Annotated in this window: 15 protein-coding genes; 10 read left to right on the top strand and 5 right to left on the bottom strand. The window is 71.7% G+C overall.

Translation table 11 applies throughout. The annotated features are described in order from the left end of the window. Window positions 1-48: 48 nt before the first annotated feature. The 3 genes from OV090_RS12245 to OV090_RS12235 all read right to left on the bottom strand — a co-directional run bounded on the left by OV090_RS12245 (window position 49) and on the right by OV090_RS12235 (window position 4,312). The gene (locus OV090_RS12245; RefSeq protein ID WP_267703782.1) at window positions 49-1,506 is read right to left on the bottom strand and encodes a phospholipase D-like domain-containing protein; all 1,458 of its coding nucleotides are present in this window, start codon (window positions 1,504-1,506) and stop codon (window positions 49-51) included. 149 nt (window positions 1,507-1,655) lie between these two features. Further along, window positions 1,656-2,411 (bottom strand): zinc metallopeptidase, encoded by a 756-nt coding sequence (locus OV090_RS12240; RefSeq protein WP_267703781.1) that lies wholly within the window; start codon window positions 2,409-2,411, stop codon window positions 1,656-1,658. 41 nt (window positions 2,412-2,452) lie between these two features. Further along, the gene (locus OV090_RS12235; RefSeq protein ID WP_267703780.1) at window positions 2,453-4,312 is read right to left on the bottom strand and encodes an FAD-dependent oxidoreductase; all 1,860 of its coding nucleotides are present in this window, start codon (window positions 4,310-4,312) and stop codon (window positions 2,453-2,455) included. Between the two features lie 142 nt (window positions 4,313-4,454). Here OV090_RS12235 and OV090_RS12230 point away from each other — a divergent pair, with 142 nt between their 5' ends. The 5 genes from OV090_RS12230 (at window position 4,455) to OV090_RS12210 (ending at window position 10,811) form a co-directional block, all read left to right on the top strand. Beyond that, window positions 4,455-4,946: a DUF2127 domain-containing protein gene (locus OV090_RS12230; protein WP_267703779.1), complete on the top strand. Its 492-nt coding sequence runs from the start codon at window positions 4,455-4,457 to the stop codon at window positions 4,944-4,946. Between the two features lie 206 nt (window positions 4,947-5,152). Then, the gene (locus OV090_RS12225) at window positions 5,153-6,166 is read left to right on the top strand and encodes a hypothetical protein (RefSeq protein ID WP_267703778.1); all 1,014 of its coding nucleotides are present in this window, start codon (window positions 5,153-5,155) and stop codon (window positions 6,164-6,166) included. Window positions 6,167-6,624: 458 nt separating this feature from the next. After that, entirely contained in the window at window positions 6,625-8,100 is a 1,476-nt protein-coding gene (locus tag OV090_RS12220; RefSeq protein ID WP_267703777.1) for a hypothetical protein, read from the top strand. 202 nt (window positions 8,101-8,302) lie between these two features. Beyond that, entirely contained in the window at window positions 8,303-9,634 is a 1,332-nt protein-coding gene (locus OV090_RS12215; protein ID WP_267703776.1) for a pectin acetylesterase-family hydrolase, read from the top strand. 226 nt (window positions 9,635-9,860) lie between these two features. Further along, window positions 9,861-10,811, top strand: coding sequence for a hypothetical protein (locus OV090_RS12210; RefSeq protein ID WP_267703775.1), 951 nt, complete (start codon window positions 9,861-9,863; stop codon window positions 10,809-10,811). 60 nt (window positions 10,812-10,871) lie between these two features. Here the strand turns inward: OV090_RS12210 and OV090_RS12205 are convergent, their stop codons facing one another. Further along, on the bottom strand, window positions 10,872-11,582 hold the full coding sequence (locus tag OV090_RS12205) for a hypothetical protein (protein ID WP_267703774.1): 711 nt from the start codon (window positions 11,580-11,582) through the stop codon (window positions 10,872-10,874). A 379-nt stretch (window positions 11,583-11,961) separates the two neighbouring features. Here OV090_RS12205 and OV090_RS12200 point away from each other — a divergent pair, with 379 nt between their 5' ends. The 3 genes from OV090_RS12200 to OV090_RS12190 all read left to right on the top strand — a co-directional run bounded on the left by OV090_RS12200 (window position 11,962) and on the right by OV090_RS12190 (window position 13,768). Further along, window positions 11,962-12,738 (top strand): nuclease A inhibitor family protein, encoded by a 777-nt coding sequence (locus OV090_RS12200; protein WP_267703773.1) that lies wholly within the window; start codon window positions 11,962-11,964, stop codon window positions 12,736-12,738. A gap of 173 nt (window positions 12,739-12,911) precedes the next feature. Further along, complete coding sequence (locus tag OV090_RS12195; protein WP_267703772.1) at window positions 12,912-13,256, top strand: metalloregulator ArsR/SmtB family transcription factor; 345 nt, start codon at window positions 12,912-12,914, stop codon at window positions 13,254-13,256. Further along, a complete protein-coding gene (locus OV090_RS12190; protein ID WP_267703771.1) occupies window positions 13,253-13,768 on the top strand; it encodes an SRPBCC family protein in 516 nt (171 codons plus the stop codon). Before OV090_RS12195 ends, OV090_RS12190 begins: the two co-directional genes overlap by 4 nt. 91 nt (window positions 13,769-13,859) lie before the next feature. Here the strand turns inward: OV090_RS12190 and OV090_RS12185 are convergent, their stop codons facing one another. After that, a complete protein-coding gene (locus OV090_RS12185; RefSeq protein ID WP_267703770.1) occupies window positions 13,860-14,300 on the bottom strand; it encodes a hypothetical protein in 441 nt (146 codons plus the stop codon). 84 nt (window positions 14,301-14,384) lie between these two features. Between OV090_RS12185 and OV090_RS12180 the strand changes: the two genes are divergently transcribed. Then, complete coding sequence (locus OV090_RS12180) at window positions 14,385-16,004, top strand: hypothetical protein (RefSeq protein ID WP_267703769.1); 1,620 nt, start codon at window positions 14,385-14,387, stop codon at window positions 16,002-16,004. 125 nt (window positions 16,005-16,129) lie between these two features. Beyond that, on the top strand, window positions 16,130-17,023 hold the full coding sequence (locus tag OV090_RS12175; RefSeq protein ID WP_267703768.1) for a hypothetical protein: 894 nt from the start codon (window positions 16,130-16,132) through the stop codon (window positions 17,021-17,023). Window positions 17,024-17,031: the final 8 nt, after the last annotated feature.

Here is a 17,031-nt window from a genome sequence, read left to right as displayed (position 1 = left end):
CGCGGCGAACTCGAGCCGTCGCCGGCCAAGATCTCGGCGGCGAACCGCTCACTCGCACGTCCGGTGCGACTCCGGGTGCGTGCGATACGGCTGCGAGTCCACGGCGGGGCAGGCCGCGCGGATCTGGTCCTTGAGGTCCCAGATCTCCGCGTGCGTCAGCGCCATCGCCGGGAACACCAGCGGCACCGGGCCGCCGTCCTCGATGTCGTCGTGCAGCGCGGCCAGGCGCCCCTCGGTGCGGCCAGTGTCCCAGATCTCGGAAAAATTGTCGGCGAAGCGGGCGACGAGCTCGGCGTAGGCGGGCCCGCGGAACACCAGCATGTTTTCAAAGGTGTTGTGCTCGGCGTTGTCCGACAGGTTGTAGCTGCCGGTCCACAGCTCGTCGCCGTCGATCACCAGGTACTTGTGGTGCATCTGCTCGGCGTAGCTGGCGTACCAGCGGTACGCATAATATTTGTAGCGCACTGCGACGCCGGCCTCGCCGACCGCGTAGCCGAACAGGAAGCCGCGGTCCTCGCATTCGCGCTGCTTCCCCGGGTCGGCGCCGGCCTGCTCGAAACAATCGTCCAGCGCCTTGACCTGGGCCGCGTGCGTCGCGGCGGCGATGTACTCCTGGCCGTCGAGGTAGACGCGGATCTGCAGCTTCGGGTCGGCGGCGCGGGCGATCAGCGCCTCGGCGACGCCGCGCAGGCGCAGGTGGCCGGAGGCGATGTCGATCGACTCGCTCGCGGCCGCGATCGCGGCCACCAGCGCGTCGCCGACGGCCTCGCGCCCGCTGGCGACGAAGGTGTCGCCGCCGCGCAGGTCGAAGTTGGCCGAGGTGAAGTAGACGTCGGCGCCGGGCTCGTCGGCGATCATCGCGTCGGTGAGCATCAAGGTCGACGGCCGGCTGCTCAGGGCGGGGTCGCCGGCGAACTCGCGCGAGTGCGTCCACAGCAGCTCGAACTCCTGCTGCATGCGCAGCACCAGCTCTCGCTCGCCGCGCAGGAACAGGGTGTTCTCGTCGTAGATCGTGGCCGCGCCGCGCGACCAGTTGCCGCTGCCGGTGACGAGGTGGGCGCCGTCGGCCGCGGCGAGGTCGTCGCGCGGCCCGTCGACGATCATGAACTTGTGGTGCATGATCTTGTTCACCCAGCGCACGTCGACGCCGTCTCGCTCGAGCCGGCCCGACGGCGAGTCCTGCAGCGCGGCGCCGGCGAGCTTGCGGTCCTCGCTGGCCGTCTCGTACAAGAAGCGCACCTCGACCCCGCGCGTGGTGGCGGCGGCGAGGGCGGCCCGGATGCCGGCGTCGGTGAACGAGTACATGGCGATGTCGAGCGTGCGCTCGGCCTCGTCGATGAGGCGCGCGACCCGGGCGTTGTGACTCTCGGCCAGCGGCTGCGGCGAGAACACCACGTCGCGGGTGCGATCGTCGTCGCCGCTGCGCGGCACGACCTCCTCGTCGGCCGCGTGACAGGCGGCCAGCGCCGCGCCGAACCACGCCGCGTCGAATCGTCGGTGGAACATGGACGGACCCCCGGACGACGCCGGCGCGCGAGCTGCGATGATTCGCGCGACTGCGTCGCCGAGAAAGCCTGCACCGCGCCGCGATCGCGCGCCAGGCCTGGCTCCACTGCCAGCATTGTTCGCCGGCCCGCGGCGGCCTCGGCCTCGGCTCAGCGCTCTTCGCCGCGGATCCGTGTGACGAAGTAGAGCATCTGCAGCGCGGTGGTGACGAGCGCGGCGACGTAGGTGAAGGCCGCAGCGTCGAGCACCCGCTTGACTCCCACGTAGTCGGCGCGGCTCACCAGGCCGGCGGCCTCCAGGCGCTCGCGGGCCCGGCGGGAGGCGTCGAGCTCGACCGGCAGGGTGACGAGCTCGAACAGGAAGATGCCGGCGAACAGGAACACGCCGAACCACGCCAGGCCGAGCATGTGCAACGCGAGGCCGGCGATGATGACGACGTACGACAGCTGCGAGCCGATCCGCGCCGGCAGCACCAGGGCCTGGCGCACGCGCATGAGGCCGTAGCCGTGGGCGTGCTGAATGGCGTGACCGGCCTCGTGCGCGGCCACGCCGGCGGCGCTGACCGAGCGGCCGGAGTAGACGTCGGGCGACAGGCGCAGCACCTTGTGCGCGGGGTCGTAATGATCGGACAGCGCGCCGTCGATGGGCTCGATGCGGACGTCGCGGACCCCCGCCTGCGCCAGCACGACCGCGGCAGCCTGGGCGCCCGTCACGCCCCGGCCCGCCTGCAGCGGGACCTGGGCGTAGCGGCGAAAGGTGGACTTGACGTACCACGAGGCCAGCAGCGACAGCAGCAGCCCGGGCACCATGTACAGCATGTATTGTGGATCGATGGCCCACATTGCAGAGACCAGGGTGATGCCGCCGCCGGCCGGTGCAAGGGCGGCGGCGGCGCTGTCGCTCACAGGCCGCCGAGGAGCGCAGGGGCGATCGTGAGTCGGCGCAATCAGCGGCGGTGGACCTCGAGCGCCGCGCGGACGGCGGATTCGAGGGCGCCCTCCACCCACGCGTGCTTGAGCGAGGTGTGCTCGCCGGCGAAGTGCAGCGGGCCCTCGACGCTGGCGGTGTGCAGGTGGAGCTCGATGAGCTGGTTCGGCAGGAACACCGCGGCCTCGCCGAAGGCGTAGCGGTCGTTCATCCAGCTCTGGGTCCGGCCGCGGCCGGTGTAAAACGCGGCGATCCGCTCGCCGTGCACGTCCTGCAGGCCGCGCAGGGCGAACTCGTAGCGCTCGTCGTCGGTCATCGAGTCCCAGCGCGCGGCGTCGTCGGCCCAGGTGTACGAGGCGAGGACGACCCCGCCCGGGCTGCCGGGAATGGCGTGAGACGGGTAATAGATGTTGCGATTGGGGTTGTCGGTCACCGAGCCGCCGCCGAACACGTGCGTCGCCGGCGCCTCGCCGTATTGCTCGTACAGCCCGGGCGCGATCGCCTCCAGCGCGTGCTGCCAGTCCGCCTCGGTGAACTCCCACCAGCGGCGGCTGAACTCGAGCACGATCTTGGTCGCAGAGTCGTAGTGCATCTCGATGATCGCGCGGCGCTTGCCGTACGACAGCGGGGGGTCGAACTCGACGTGGCGCAGGCTCGAGAACGGGATCGTGACGATCGCCAGGTCGGCGGTGTACTCGGTGGCGGGGGCGCCGCTCTCGTCGACGGTCTCGACGCGCACCGCGGGGCCGTGGTGGCCGTCGCCGGTGACGATCCGGACGACCCGGCGGTCGAGCACGAGCTGGCCCTGCAGCATCGGCTCGAGCGCGTAGGGCAGGCGCCAGAAGCCGCCCTCGATCTCCCAGTAACGGGCGCCGGGGTTGATGTCGCTGCGGCCGATGAAGGTGTGCATGAACGACAACCAAATTCGGGAGGTGGCGTTCTCGACGGTGCCGATGGCGTCGACGGTGGCCTCGTCGAGCAGGGCGTACTCCGTCAGGTAGCGGCTCATCGAGTAGCCGTCGAAGTCGTAGATCGCGCGGGCCCAACCCTCGATCCACTCGGCGGTCGGCTTGTTCTCCCGCGTGCCGTCGGGCAGCGGGTCGGAGAAGTAGTCGCGGACCGGATCGAGCGCGGCGTTGAAGATCTCGGCGGTGGTGCGATCGGTGTCGATGCCCATGACCCCGAAGCCCTCGTTGACGAGCGCGGGATCGTCGGCGTACTCGCTGCGGCGCACGAGCAGGCCGTTGACCGCGATCCAGGTCCGCAGAGCCTGGTCGGGCGGGAGGAAGTCGGCGATCGGTTCGCCGTTCTGCCAGACCTCGCCGGTGAACGACTTGTAGCGGACCGGCGGGATTTTGGTCGGCTTCGGCGCGACGACGTCGACGTTGTAGAACAGCCGCCGCGGCAGGCCGAGCTTGTCGACCAGGGCCAGCGACAGCGGGTGAAAGTCGGGCAGGCGCATCGCCCCGGCCTCGGCGTATTGCGCGGGGTCGGCGAACGGCGCCGGCTGCAGCGGATCGCTGGCGCGGAAGGTCTTGATCCGGCCGCCGATCCGGTTGGCGTTGGCCTCGAGGATGGTGACATCGTGCCCGGCCTGCTTGAGCAGGAGCCCGGCGGTGAGGCCGGCGATCCCTGCGCCGATGACGAGGACTTTCTTCGGCGCGTCGGTCGCCGGCAGGCCGTCGTCGATCAGGACCTTGAGGTACTCGAGCTTGAGGTCCTCGCCCTCGGGCCCGACGAGCAGGAGGTCGCGCGCGATCTGCAGCGCCCGCTGCCAGCGATCGTCGTCGAGCTGCGGGTCGCCGCCGCGGTCAAAGTCGCAGGCGAAGCCGAGCGCCAACCATCCACCGAGCTTGCCGAACTGTCTGCGCCCCAGCATCGTCGTGAGCCTCCCGCTTTTGCTGTCCATAGCCGTGCGGCCGGGCCGCGCCTGTGCGGCGGGACAACGGGCCGGAGTCGGCGCGCGCGTGGCCGCGATCACGCGTCGGCGCGGCGCATGTCCGTCACGCTGCGCAGTTGCGATGGATCGCGCGAGCCGGCGGGGGCCCCACGGACGAGCGGACGGGCGGCGCGACCGGCTGCTGCGGGCGATCGCGCTGTTCAAGTTCTGCAAGGCGGCGCTGCTCGGGACAGTCGCTCTCGGCGCGCTCGAGCTGCTGCGCCCCGGCGTCGCCGAGCGCGCCCACGCGTGGCTGTCGGCGCTGGCGCTGCACAGCGAGCGCGCGCGGCTGGAGGAGCTGCTGGCGCGGCTCGCCGGGGTGTCGCCGGCGCAGCTGGCCGAGCTCGGCGTGGGCTCGTTCCTGTACGCGGCGCTGTTCGCGGTCGAGGGCGTCGGTCTGTGGCTCGGCCGCCGCTGGGCCGAGTACGTGACAGTGGTGACGACGCTGTCGTTCGTGCCGTTCGAGGTCCACCACCTGCTGCGCCACCCCCGACCGGCGGGCGCGTCGGCGCTGCTGCTCAACCTGGCGGTGGCGGTGGTGCTGGTCGGGCGTTTGCGCGGACGACGTCTCTGAAGCTCTTGAGGGGCTCGATGCCGTGCATCTGACAGCTGGCCAGCTCGCCGCCGCAGCGGCCAGAGTGCTAGGGTGGGAGACCTACGCCCGACATGCCCGCCGACCCGGAGCGTCCTCGCCTTCTGCTGCTCGCGCTCGTGCTGGCCGCCTGCAGCCGACCGGCGAGGTCCGACGAGTCGCTTGCGACCGCATCGCACACTCCGCAGGTGCACTCGCGCGAGCTCCTGCGTGCGCCCGCGCCGGAGCCTGCGACGAGCCGGCTCTTTCGCGCGAGCGAGGTCCTCTTCGTCGACCTCGCCGCCGGTCCGCTGCGCACGCCCCGGGGGATCTGGCGCCCCGGGACCGGCGCCGACGCGCTGTTCACCGAGACGTTCGCGCTCGTCGATGACCAGGCGTACTGGGCCCAGCCGGAGCCCGGCGCGGCGCTGCTGCGGATCCCGCGAGACCTCGATCACCGGTGGATCCGCGACGACTTCCCGTGCCGCGGTTGGTTGCTCGGCGAGCGCGACGACTCGCTGTGGTGCGCCGAGGTTCACGACGACCGCATCGACGTCACGGTCCTCGACAAGAGCGGCTTCGGTGCGCCTGCGCCCGCGGCGACGTTGCCGTGGCCGGAGTCGCTCGGTTCGTCGCTGCACCCGCGCCTCGACGGTCAGGGGCCGCTGCTCGTGGGCGATCGCGTGGTGCTCCCCGCCCTGTCGGGCTTCGTCAGCGCCGAGCTCGAGGGCAACGGGGTCGTCGAGGCCATCGAGCTCGGCCATCGCCCCTCCTGCGTCGTCGCTCGTGGCGAGCGACTGGCCTGGCGCGCTCACCCCGACGGCGCGTTGTACTCGGGCGAGCTGCCGCTGGCCGCGATCCGCCACGAACACGCGGGCGAGGGTCTGCTCGGATGCCCGGCCTGGGCCGGCGACTCGCTGTTGTTCCGGGCGCGGGGAGAGGCGCTCGAGTTGTTGCGGTCGACCGCGGACGGGCGATTGTTCTCGCTCGCGGCGGTGCCCCCCGCGCTCGACGTGCTGGTCTCCGACTCGGAGCGAGCCTTCTGGTTGGTCCGTGGCCGCGGGCTGTGGTGGATCGACGCGACGAACCACGGCCGCGTGGAGTCGCCGGACATCGCGGCCTACGCGGTGACGGCCGACGACGGGCTCTTGCTGTGGCGTACGGTCGACGACGGGATGCGATCGATCGTCGTCGGCGACGTGTTCGGGGCGGGCGACGACTGACGATGCCGCCGCGGTCGTAGAGGCGCCGCTGTCCGCCGTCGCAGCTTCCACCGCCAGCCTGCGAGCGTATGCGATCGCGCCTCGGCGGAGGCCGGTCACGATGCACTACGTCGGACGGGTGCGTGATGATTCGGAGGCGGCGAGGAGCGCAGGAGATGATGATATGTCCGCAAGGACATGTGATTGAATGATGTCCTCGAGGACATGTGAAAGTCCGTGGCGAGCGACAGTGCCGAGTCGGGACCGTGTCGATAAAACGTCCTCGAGGACATGTGATTGTCCCTGACCCGGGCCTGCGCGAACTCGGGCGCACCCCGGCCTGCGATCCCGGAACCGCGCGCGTGGGCGAGGTGCGGAGACCTGGGCTCGGGTCGGCCCTCACGCGCCCGGAGGGGCAGGGCGCCCGCACATGCGCGGGTGCCAGGCGGGCGGCGTCGCGGTTAGGATGGGCCATGTTCGTGACGAAGGAGAGGCTCGCCGCGCTCGCGCTGGTCGCCGGGTGCGCGAGCGGGCAGGGGCGCGACGACGAGGGCGCGCAGCCGTCCACCTCGGAGGCGGCGACCGAGGCGACGACGACCGGGTCGTCCGATGCTGCGAGCGACGCTGCGACTTCGACCGGGCCCGACGAGACTGCGACCTCCGACGAGGGCACGACGACCTCCACGAGCACGACGACGAGCACCACGGAGGCGCTCACCAGCACCGGCGAGACGACCGGTCCGGCGGCGGGCTGCGGCGACGGGGTGATTCAGCAGCCCGAGCTGTGCGACGACGGCAATCCGGTCGACGGCGACGGCTGCAACGCCGACTGCCAGCCGTCGGGGCGCGTGCTGTGGTCGACCACACACGCCGGCGGGCTCAAGATGGTCGACGAGGCACTGGCCTGCGACGTCGACGCCAACAACTCGATCTACGTGGTCGGCCTGGTAGGGGTCGGCACCGACGACAGCGACCTGTGGGTCCGCAAGTACGCGGCCGACGGCGCCGAGCTGTGGACGCAGACCTACGCCGGCGGGGCGATGCTCGAGGATCAGGGCCGGGCGATCGCGGTCGATGCGGCCGAGACGGTCTATCTGGGGGGCTTCGCCCAGGAGCCGATGCAGGGCAACGACGTGGTGGTCCGCAAGCACGCGGCCGACGGCAGCCCGCTGTGGACGAAGAAGTTCGCCGGCGCGGCGATGCTGAACGACGCCGCCAGCGGGGCGGTGCTCACGCCCGACGGCAACCTGGTGATCGGCGGGGCGACTGCGACGCAGGACGCCGGCAACGACACGTGGCTGCGCAAGTACGGGCCGACCGGCGACGTGCTGTGGACGCGCACGTACGACGGCGCGGCCGGCAGCAACGACGCGACGCAGGCGGTCGCGGTGACCGCCGACGGCTACATCTACGCGGCCGGCTACGAGGCGGCGCCCGGCGAGAGCAACAACGCGTGGGTCGCCCGCTACGACGCCGACGGCAACCTGCTGTGGTCGCGCCTGTACAACGGGGCCGCCAGCAAGGCCGATTACCTGCACGGCGCGGTCGCGCTGGACGACGGCGGGGTGATCGTGTGCGGCTACGAGTCCGCGGTCGATCCGCTGCCGTGGAAGAGTTTCCTCCGCCGCTACGACAAGGACGGCCTGATGGTGTGGACCGAGATCGGGGCCGGGCCGGAGGCGGCGGGCGCGTTGTGCTACGGGCTGGCGCTGACCGCCGACGGCGACCTGCTGTTCGCCGGCGCGACGATCCAGGCCGGCAAGCGCGAGCCGTGGGTGCGGCGCCTCGCGCTCGACGGCACGCAGCGGTGGGCGTCGGTGATCGCCGGCCCGGGCGGCGGCGCGAGCCAGGCCCGCTGCGTGCGCGCGGCCCCCGACGGCACGGTCGTCGTCGCCGGCGGGATGGACGAGGGGGTCGACGGGCGCGACGCGTGGATCGCCCGCCTGAGCCCGTAGGAGAGGCTGGCCTTCGGGACATGTGATGCGAAGCGGCCTCGCCGCCCGCCGACATTTGCGGAGGGCTGGGGGCGGCGCTCCTCCTTGCATTCTCGCCCGCCGGGGACGATCGTCGGGCTCGATCGGAGATCCGCCGGTCGGGAGGTCGCATCGAATGGCACGGCTCTCATCCCCCGTCGCGCGCCTTTTGTGCGCGACGAGCATGTCCCTCGCGGGTTGCGGCGACCGGCCGCAGTCAACCGGCCAGGACGCGTCCGACTCGGACGCGCCGAGCAGCGAGACGGAGGCGACAGGCACGGACACGGCCGGCAGCGTGGTCCCGACCGAGGCCACGAGCGCGCCGCCGGACAGCGAGGGCGGGAGCGGCTCGCACGGGGAAGACTCGAGCTCTGGCGGGGCGACCTCGAGCAGCACGACCGGCGAGCCGCCGGTGCCGGCGTGCGGCGACGGCCAGCTCGATCCGGGCGAGGCGTGCGACGACGGCGACGACGATCCGTTCGACGGCTGCCTCGCAGACTGCACGGCGGTCGCGCCGATCGACGCGCCGCCGCTCGAATGGAAGTACTTCGAGGTGCCCGGCACGATGTGCATGAACGGCACCACTGCCGGCTTCGGCGTCAGCCTGAACCCGGCCTCGAAGAACGTGATGATCTACCTCGAGGGCGGCGGCGCCTGCTTCAATGATGCGTGCGACTTCTCGGCGTTCAACATCCCGTTCATCCCGCCGCCCGACGGGATCTTCAACCGCAACAACCCGGTCAACCCGGTCCGCGACTGGAGCATGATCTACGTCCCGTACTGCACGGGCGACATCCACGGCGGCGACAAGGACACGACGCTCGGCGGCCAGGTCCGCCACTTCCGCGGCTACACGAACATCACGAAGTACCTGCAGCAGTGGGTGCCGACGTTCCCCGGCGCGGAGAAGGTGCTGCTCACCGGCATCAGCGCGGGCGGCTTCGGGGCCGGGCTCAACGCGGTGCAGGTGGCCGACGCGTTCGGCCCGGGCCCGCAGATGATCGTGATCGACGACTCGGGCCCGCCGGTGTCCAATCAGGTGATCCCGCCGTGCCTGCAGCAGACGTTCCGCGAGGTGTGGGGCCTCGACCAGACGATCCTCGCGGCGTGCGGCCCGGACTGCGCCGACCCCGACGACTTCGCCACGGGGATCCTCCAGCACACGCTGACGGCGTACCCGGAGATCCGCTTCGGCCTGTTCTCCAACACTGCCGACGCGATCATCCGCGGCTTTATGTCGTTCGGCTGGGGCAACGGCCAGTACGACACGTGCGAGGGGCTGCCGATCAGCGTGCCCGCCGAGGTGTACGAAGACGGGCTGCTGTCGCTCCGCGCCGACCACGAGGACGCCGCGGCGACGTACTACATCGGCCAGACTCAGGTGCTCTACAATTTCGGCCAGGGCCACACGGTGCTGCGCTCGCCGTCGTTCTGGACCACGGTGATCGACGGGGTCCAGCTGGCAGAGTGGGTCGGGAAGGTGATCGACGGCGAGGTGACTCACGTCGGGCCGTGATGGCTGTTCGGACATGTCGAAGAAGACATGTCCGTACGGAAATGTCGTGAGAGACATGTTCCATCGGGCATGAGCACCGCGGGGCCGCCCGGCTGGGACGGCTGCGCTTCGGGGCAGGCGAAGGCGGGAGCCGTCCGGCACGCGCGCGACCGGGCCGAGGGAGCTCGGCGGACTTGAGGCTGGAGGCCGGTACGCGGGCGTGTTATTCCGCGGGCGTGGAGGCAGGATGCCCGAAGCACTGGTGATCCCCGGCCTGGTGGCCATCGACCCGCACCGGTGGGAGGGGCGAGGGCAGGCGGAGCTCGTGCGCGGGCCGCTGGCGGGCAAGGCGACCCGCTTCGAGCTGTCCGACACGAAGGACGAGCGGTGGCTGGTGCCGCGCGAGGTCGCGGCGCGCCGCGGGCTGCGGCTGCCCGAGCAGCACCCCGCGCTGGCCGAGTTCCCGCGGCTGCGCACCCGCCTGGCGGAGGCGGCCCTGGTGCGGGTCGACGAGGCCGCGCGCCTCGCGGGCGCGACCGCGGATGCGGGGATCTGCCTCGGCTATCACCGGGGGGTCGGCGGCGGCAACCTCGAGGTCGCCCTCGACGGGTGGACGCGCGGCTTCTCGGCCGAGAGCGCGGGGCTGTGCCGCCAGGCGGTCGGCGACACCGACGACGAGGACGCGGCCTGGAACTGCTCGGTCGACGTGGTCTACGACCGGGTCCTGCAGGCGCTGACCGACGGGAGGTATTCGCTGTACGACGTCGACCTGGCCGAGTTCGCGGCCCGCGTGGCGGAGCCGGAGTTCGCGGCGTTCGAGGCCGAGCTGGCCGAGATCGAGGCGATGGCCGCCGAGCGACGCCCGCTGGCAGAGTCGCTGCTGGCGGCGCTGGAGGCCGCGACGGGCGACACGGCCCTGCTGCCCGGCGGCTACGCGGCCCGCCGCGCCCATGAGCCGGCGTTCACCCTCCGCTCCGGCGGGGACGTCACGGTGATCGGCGGAAACATCGCGGTGCCGGCCGTGGTGCGGTGGTTCGTCGCCGACGTGGAAGACTTCACGCCCCCGAGCCGCAAGGCGCGGCGCGGGCAGGCGATCGCCCGCCAGCAGGCGCAGGCGCGGTGGTCGGCGACGACTCCGTGGCTGCTCGCGGGAGGCTCGCTGCTGGCGCTGGTGTTCGCCCTGGCCGCGCGCTGCTGAGCCGACTCGGCGACATGTCCTTTCGAACATATCATGCCGGTGTCGGGCAAGAGGTCCGGTTCAACGGAAGATCTTGGCCGCGTTGGCGCCGAAGCTGGCCGTGTTGCCGTCGATCGTGGCGTCGCTGCGCCGCCAGGCGACGCCGCTCGGCCAGCTGTAGTTCGGGCCCTGGCGGGCCTCCAGCCGCGCCTCGTCCGCGTCGGTGAACGGCACGCCGTTGGCGTAGGTGAGCTCGAAGCCCATGCGCGCGAAGGCCTCGCGCTCGTCCTTGCCGTAGCGGAGCTCGAAGTGGATCCGCTGGGCCGCGCCGAGCTCCACGTCGAAGGCGGTCTGGAGGGCGACGATCCGCGCGATGTCGGCGAGCGCGCGCAGCTTCGGGACGAAGGTCGAACGGTCGTAGACGGCGTCCATCAGCTTCGGCACGGCCGCGTGGATCTGGTGCAGCTCGACGTGCTTGCGGCCGAACTCGACCGAGGCCCATTCGCCGCTCGATTCACCCTCGATGATGGTGTTCTCGCGATACACCGTGCCGTCGAACTCGACCTCGGCCCGCGGGACGCCGACGAAGTCGACCCGCAGCTCGAAGCTCACCTGCCCGTGCTGGCCGCTGCGCCGCACGAGCAGCCGCACCCGCGTGGGTGGCCGCGGGCTCGTGATCCGCGGCGAGGCCCCTGCCAGGAGCGCCGGCAGATCGCGGCCGCAGCGCGTCAGCGCCGTGCCCCACGCGTCCCACATCTGCACCGCTCGCAGCGCCTTGGTGCCCTCGTTCATCGCCGCGAGCGTGGCAAACCCGGCCGTTTGCTGTCAACGGGTCCATCCCCGCGCCTGCACGGGGGCATACAACCGCATGGTCTTTCAGACATGTTTTTTAAAACATGTCTGTACGGGCATTCGCGCGGGCGACGACCCGGGGCGAGCGGGCGCCGACGCGGCCGGCCCCGGGTCGGCAGTCGCCGTCCGCGTCGGGCCGTCGACGGAGATCGTCGAGCTCACGCGACCCCGCGCTGGCCGGGTGGGGTCCGACCCGACCCGACACGAGGCAGTCCTCGGGCCGCGGCGGGCTGTCTGCGGGTTCTGCGGCGCTCCTGCAGGCTCACGGGCGGGCGAAAATCGCTTGGCCCGCCGGCGGTTCCCCGGCACACTCGCGGCCGTGTCACGCATCGCCAAGTCCGAGGTCAATGCAGCGTTCGAGTGGGCCGCCGCCCAGATCATTGAAGCCGGCGGCCGCGACAAGATCACCAGCCGTGCGGAGATCCGGCGCAAGATCGCCGAGCTCACCGGGGCCGAGCGCGATCTGGTCGATTTCTTCTACCGCTTCATCGTCCGCCTCGACGGCAACCCGAGCGAGCGGGTCGACCGCGGCGACGTCGAGCGAGCCCTGGTGGTGGCCCGCGAGCAGCTGGTGGCCGCGTTCGACACCAACGACAACGGCCTGTCGACCGACGAGGTCGCGGCGATGCCTCCGCTCGGCCGCCTCGCGGTCAAGGTCGCGCGCCACCGCCAGCGCAGCGGCGAGGAGCTGGCGAACCACTTCGAGGCGCTGGCCTTCAACCTGGTGTTCGACGACTACGGCACCGAGCTGACGAACGAGCAACTCCTCAGCTTCCACGCGCCGGCCCAGCTCGAGAGCCTCACCGCCCAGAGCTTCGTGGCCACGCTCGGCCTGAACATCGACGACCCGACCCAGCGGATCGCCCGCATCGAGTCGGCCGCCGACTTCTTCCGCCGCCTCGTCGAGCACCACACGCCCGGCCAGACCGCGCAGGCCGTGGCGCTGGCGCAGGCGATGCAGTCGACCCTCGCCGACCTGCAGGTCTACATCGTCGGCGCCGATCCCGAGGGCGGCCCGCTCCACCCGGTCTACATCGTCGGCGTGGCAGCCGACGGCAGCCTCGCCGGCCTGCGCGCGCGCGTCCGCTGGAGCTGAGCCCGCGCACCCGCGCGTCCGCGCGAGGCGGCCCCGTTCGCGCCCCGGCGCGGGCAGGGCCGCGTTTCTCTTTGAGAAACAAGAAGAGACCTTCGTCCGCCGCCCAGACCGTCCCGGTCGGGCGGCGGTGGTTTTCGGCTTGACATATTCCGATATGGGAATATGATATCGAAGTGGCTCGCACGCCCACGACCACCGACGTTTTCAACGCCGTCGCCGAGGCGAGCCGACGCGACCTCCTCGATGCCCTCGGCAGCGGGGAGGCGACGGTCGGCGAGCTGGCGGAGCGCTTGGGCCTCAGTCAGCCGACGGTGTCCAAGCACCTCGGCGTGCTGCGGGCAGTCGGGGTCGTGCACGTGCGGGTCGACGGCAAGCACCGCTGGTACCGCCTGAACGGTCCGGCGCTGAAGCCCATCCACGACTGGGTACGCACCTTCGAGCGCACCTGGAACACCCGTCTCGACCGGCTCGACGACCTCCTCGCCGAGCTCCAATCCCAGGAGAAGAAGCAGTCATGACCAGCAACAAGAATGTCCCCAATCGCCATGGTTCGGCCGTCGTCACCCTGCCGTCGGACACCGAGCTCCTCATCACCCGCGCCTTCGATTACCCGGCCGAGCTCGTCTTCAAGGCCTGGACCACGCCCGAGCTGGTCAAGCGCTGGTGGGGCTTCGAGACGTCGGAGTGGCAGGTCTGCGAGGTCGACCTGCGCGTGGGCGGCCGCTGGCGCTACGTCATCCGCGACAACGACATGGAGGTCGGCTTCCACGGAGAATTCCGCGAGATCGATCGGCCGCGCCGCTTGGTGTCGACGGAGGTGTACGAGGGCTTCCCCGACGGCGAGGCGCTCAACACGATGACGTTCGAGGAGGTCGACGGGGTGACGACGATGCGGACTCTGGTGAAGCATTCGTGCAAGGAGCACCGCGACGGGCACATCGACTCGGGCATGGAGGGCGGCATGCAAGTGTCTTACGACCGCCTCGAGGACGTGATCTCCGGGCTGCGCGGCTCGTCGGCCGCGGCGTGAGGCCGGCGCGGCGCGGTAGCGACTGTGATGATTGCCGGGACCGCGGGATGAGGTCGAGTCGCGCGACGGACTGCCCCGGAACCGGGTGAACTCAATCCTCGATGCAGTTGTTCGTGACCGCGACCGCGTAAGCGCAGCCCTTGCGCTGCCACGATTGCAGCGAGAGGGGGACGGGTCCACAGAGCAGCCGCATGGTCGGCGGCCCTTCGCCGTAGCACACCTGGGTGAGGGCGAGGCTGGCGATCCGCTCGAGGTCGCAGGGGTCGCACTCTTCGCCGTCGACCCAGATGAGCTCGGACCTGTACGTGCCGTGGAGCAGCGCCTCGGGCGGTGGTTCTTCGCAGTACCAGTTCAGATCCGAGGCCCAGGGCGGAGCTTCGGGCGCCAGGTCGAGGAGGGGGATCTTCGTGGACTCCTCGACGGGGCGCCCGGGCGACAGACAGGCGCCCTCGCTGCTCGCGGGCTCGGGGCAGGCGACCAGACCGAGGCCGAGCGCGAGGACGCACCGGCGACGGTTCGGCTTGGAGGGCATCGCCGGTCAGGGTAACGTCGCCGGGTGCCCGGATTCAAGGCGGCTCGCGGGGTGGCGCGGTTCGGTGCTCGCGCTGCGCTCGTCGTGAGCCTGGGGCCCGGCTGCGCCGACGAGCCGGCGGTGGTCGGGGCCTGCGCGGTGGTCGGGGACTGTCCCGAGAGACAGGTGTGCGTGTTGCTGGGGCCGGACGGGGCTGAGGGGGCCTGCGTCACGCCGATGTCGACGCCGGGGTTTCCGAGCACCGGCAACAACCCGGTGGAGCTGGATCTCTTCAACGAGCTCGACGTCCTGTTCGTCATCGACGACAGCCCGGCGATCGCGCCGCGCCTGCCGCAGCTCGCCGAGGCGATGACCGCGTTCGCCGCGGCGCTGCAGGCGACGAAGCCGCAGCCGTCGCTGCGCTTCGGGGTGACGACCACCGACGCCGGCAACCCGCGGTGTGCGGCCGCCGAAGTGGGAGCGTTGCGGATGGAGAGCTGCCGTGCGCGCCTCGACGAATTCGCGGACGCGGACGCAGGGGTCGACGCGCGTGAGGCGTGCACTGCCGCGTGCTCGCTGCCGTCGCTGGGGCTGACGCCGACGCTGGGGCTGGACGGCGAGGTCGCGGTGCGGCCATGGCTCGAGGTCGCGGGGAATTGGGACAACCTGCCGGACGGGGTCGACCTGGCCGAGGCGCTGCGCTGCGCGGTGCCGCAGGGGGTCGCGGGCTGCGAGTTCACGAGCCCGCTCGCCAGCCTCGAGCGGGCGGTCGCGCGCTCGGAGGACGAGGCCGACCCCGCGTACGGCTTCCTGCGCGAGACGGCCGACTTGCTGGTGGTGGTGGTCAGCGCGGGCAACGACTGTTCGGTCGCGCCCGGGCACGAGGCGATCTTCAGCGACAACCAGGTGTTCTGGGGCGACCTGCAGCTGCCGGATCTGTCGCCGGGCATCTGCTGGCGCGCCGGCGTCGTCTGCGACGGGCCCGGGCCGGTCTACGACGATTGCCGGCCGATCGACCGCGGGGACGACGGTGCAGAGGCCAGCCCCGAGCAGGCGGTGCTGACGCCGGCGCAGCACTTCACCGAGATGCTGCAGTACTTGCAGCTCTTGCGGCAGACGTTCGACCTCCGTGCGCGGGTGCGGCTGTTCAGCGTCGCCGGGGTGCCGCCGGAGGGGCAGGCGGTCCCGTACGCGGACGCCGACGAGCCCGGGTTCCAGACGCAGCACGGGATCGGGCCCGGCTGCAGCGACACGGTCGCCGCGCCGCCGCCGGTCCGCCTGCTAGCGGCGGACGACGCGACCGAGCTCGAAGAGCTGCCGGCGGCGTCGATCTGCGAGGCCGACTGGTCGGACGCGTTCACGCAGGTCGCCGGGGTGGCGAGCGAAAATCTGGGCCCGAGCTGCTACCCGGGCTGCGTCCGCGACTGGGACCCGGAGACGCCGGGGCTCGATCCGGTCTGCGACGTCAGCGCGGTCAACCTCGCCCTGCGCTCGTGGGATCCGGTGCCGCCGTGCGTCCGCGTGGACGGCGAGTGGGCCAGCCAGGGCGGTTCGCCGCGCTGCTACATCGTCCGCACCGACGATGAGCTCGACCCGCGCTGCGCCGAGGAGGGCTACAACCTCGCGCTCGAGCTGTGGCAGTCCGAGCCCAATCCGCCGGGGACGTACTACCAGGCCTGGTGCCGGGAGTCGCCGAATCCGTACGGAGACTGTCCGGAGCTGTGATGGGGCGTTCTGGGCATGGCGAAGAACACATGTGCGAAGAGACAGCGATGAGCGTGCGGGCGCGGGCGATCGTGCGCGTTCGCGGGCGGCTCGCTCCGGGCCAATGTTCGTAGTACGTTCACGCCATGGTGCATTCCGTCCCGGTCTACTTCAGCCCCGACTACGTGCTGGCGCGGCACGAGTTCGACACCACGCGCAAGGCGCAATGGACGTACGAGTCGCTGACGGCGGCTCCGATCGCCGGGATCGAGGTGCGGGCGCCGGAGCCGTTGACCGCGGCCGAGATGGGCGAGGTGCACGATCCGGCGTACGTCGAGGCGGTCCGCACGGGTGAGCCGCGCGAGCTGGCGGAGTCGCAGGGCTTCGCCTGGGATCCCGCGCTGTGGACGATGGTGCGGGCGTCGAACGGCGGGGCGGTGGCGGCGGCGAGGGCGGCGCTGGCGAGCGGCACGGCCGGGTCGCTGTCGAGCGGGCTGCACCACGCGCGGCGGCGGCACGGCGCGGGCAGCTGCACGTTCAACGGGCTGGCGCTGGCGGCGAGAGCGGCCCTGCAGGCCGGGGCGGGGGCGGTGCTGGTGCTCGACTTCGACGCGCACTGCGGGGGCGGGACGCACTCGCTGCTCGCGGATGAGCCGCGGGTGTGGCACGTCGACGTGTCGGTCGACGACTACGACGTGTACGAGGTATCCGAGCGGTGGACGCTCGACCTGGTGCGCGAAGCCGCGGATTACTTGCCGACGGTGCGCGAGCGGCTGGCGGCGCTGGAGCGCGCGGCTCCGCGATTCGAGCTGTGCATCTACAACGCGGGGATGGACCTCCACGAGCGCAGCGGCGACGGAGCGCTGGCAGGCATCACCACGGAGGTGCTGGCGGCGCGGGAGCGGCTGGTGTTCGAGTGGTGCCGCCGCCGCGGGGCCGCGGTCGCGTTCGTGCTGGCGGGCGGCTACATCAGCCCGACGCTCGATCGCGCGGAGCTGGTCGGGCTGCACCGGCTGACGCTGGCGGCGGCGTGCGGATGAGCGGGGCG

Source organism: Nannocystis sp. RBIL2 (genome assembly GCF_026626745.1).
Classification (GTDB): domain Bacteria; phylum Myxococcota_A; class Polyangia; order Nannocystales; family Nannocystaceae; genus Nannocystis.
This window is presented reverse-complemented; position numbering and strand designations above follow the sequence as displayed.

Coding starts and splice junctions, on each gene's coding strand:
- OV090_RS12245 (WP_267703782.1), bottom strand. CDS start 1,506: ATGTTCCACCGACGATTCGACGCGGCGTGGTTCGGCGCGGCGCTGGCC.
- OV090_RS12235 (WP_267703780.1), bottom strand. CDS start 4,312: ATGCTGGGGCGCAGACAGTTCGGCAAGCTCGGTGGATGGTTGGCGCTC.
- OV090_RS12230 (WP_267703779.1), top strand. CDS start 4,455: ATGGATCGCGCGAGCCGGCGGGGGCCCCACGGACGAGCGGACGGGCGG.
- OV090_RS12215 (WP_267703776.1), top strand. CDS start 8,303: ATGTCCCTCGCGGGTTGCGGCGACCGGCCGCAGTCAACCGGCCAGGAC.
- OV090_RS12210 (WP_267703775.1), top strand. CDS start 9,861: ATGCCCGAAGCACTGGTGATCCCCGGCCTGGTGGCCATCGACCCGCAC.
- OV090_RS12205 (WP_267703774.1), bottom strand. CDS start 11,582: ATGAACGAGGGCACCAAGGCGCTGCGAGCGGTGCAGATGTGGGACGCG.
- OV090_RS12190 (WP_267703771.1), top strand. CDS start 13,253: ATGACCAGCAACAAGAATGTCCCCAATCGCCATGGTTCGGCCGTCGTC.
- OV090_RS12185 (WP_267703770.1), bottom strand. CDS start 14,300: ATGCCCTCCAAGCCGAACCGTCGCCGGTGCGTCCTCGCGCTCGGCCTC.
- OV090_RS12175 (WP_267703768.1), top strand. CDS start 16,130: ATGGTGCATTCCGTCCCGGTCTACTTCAGCCCCGACTACGTGCTGGCG.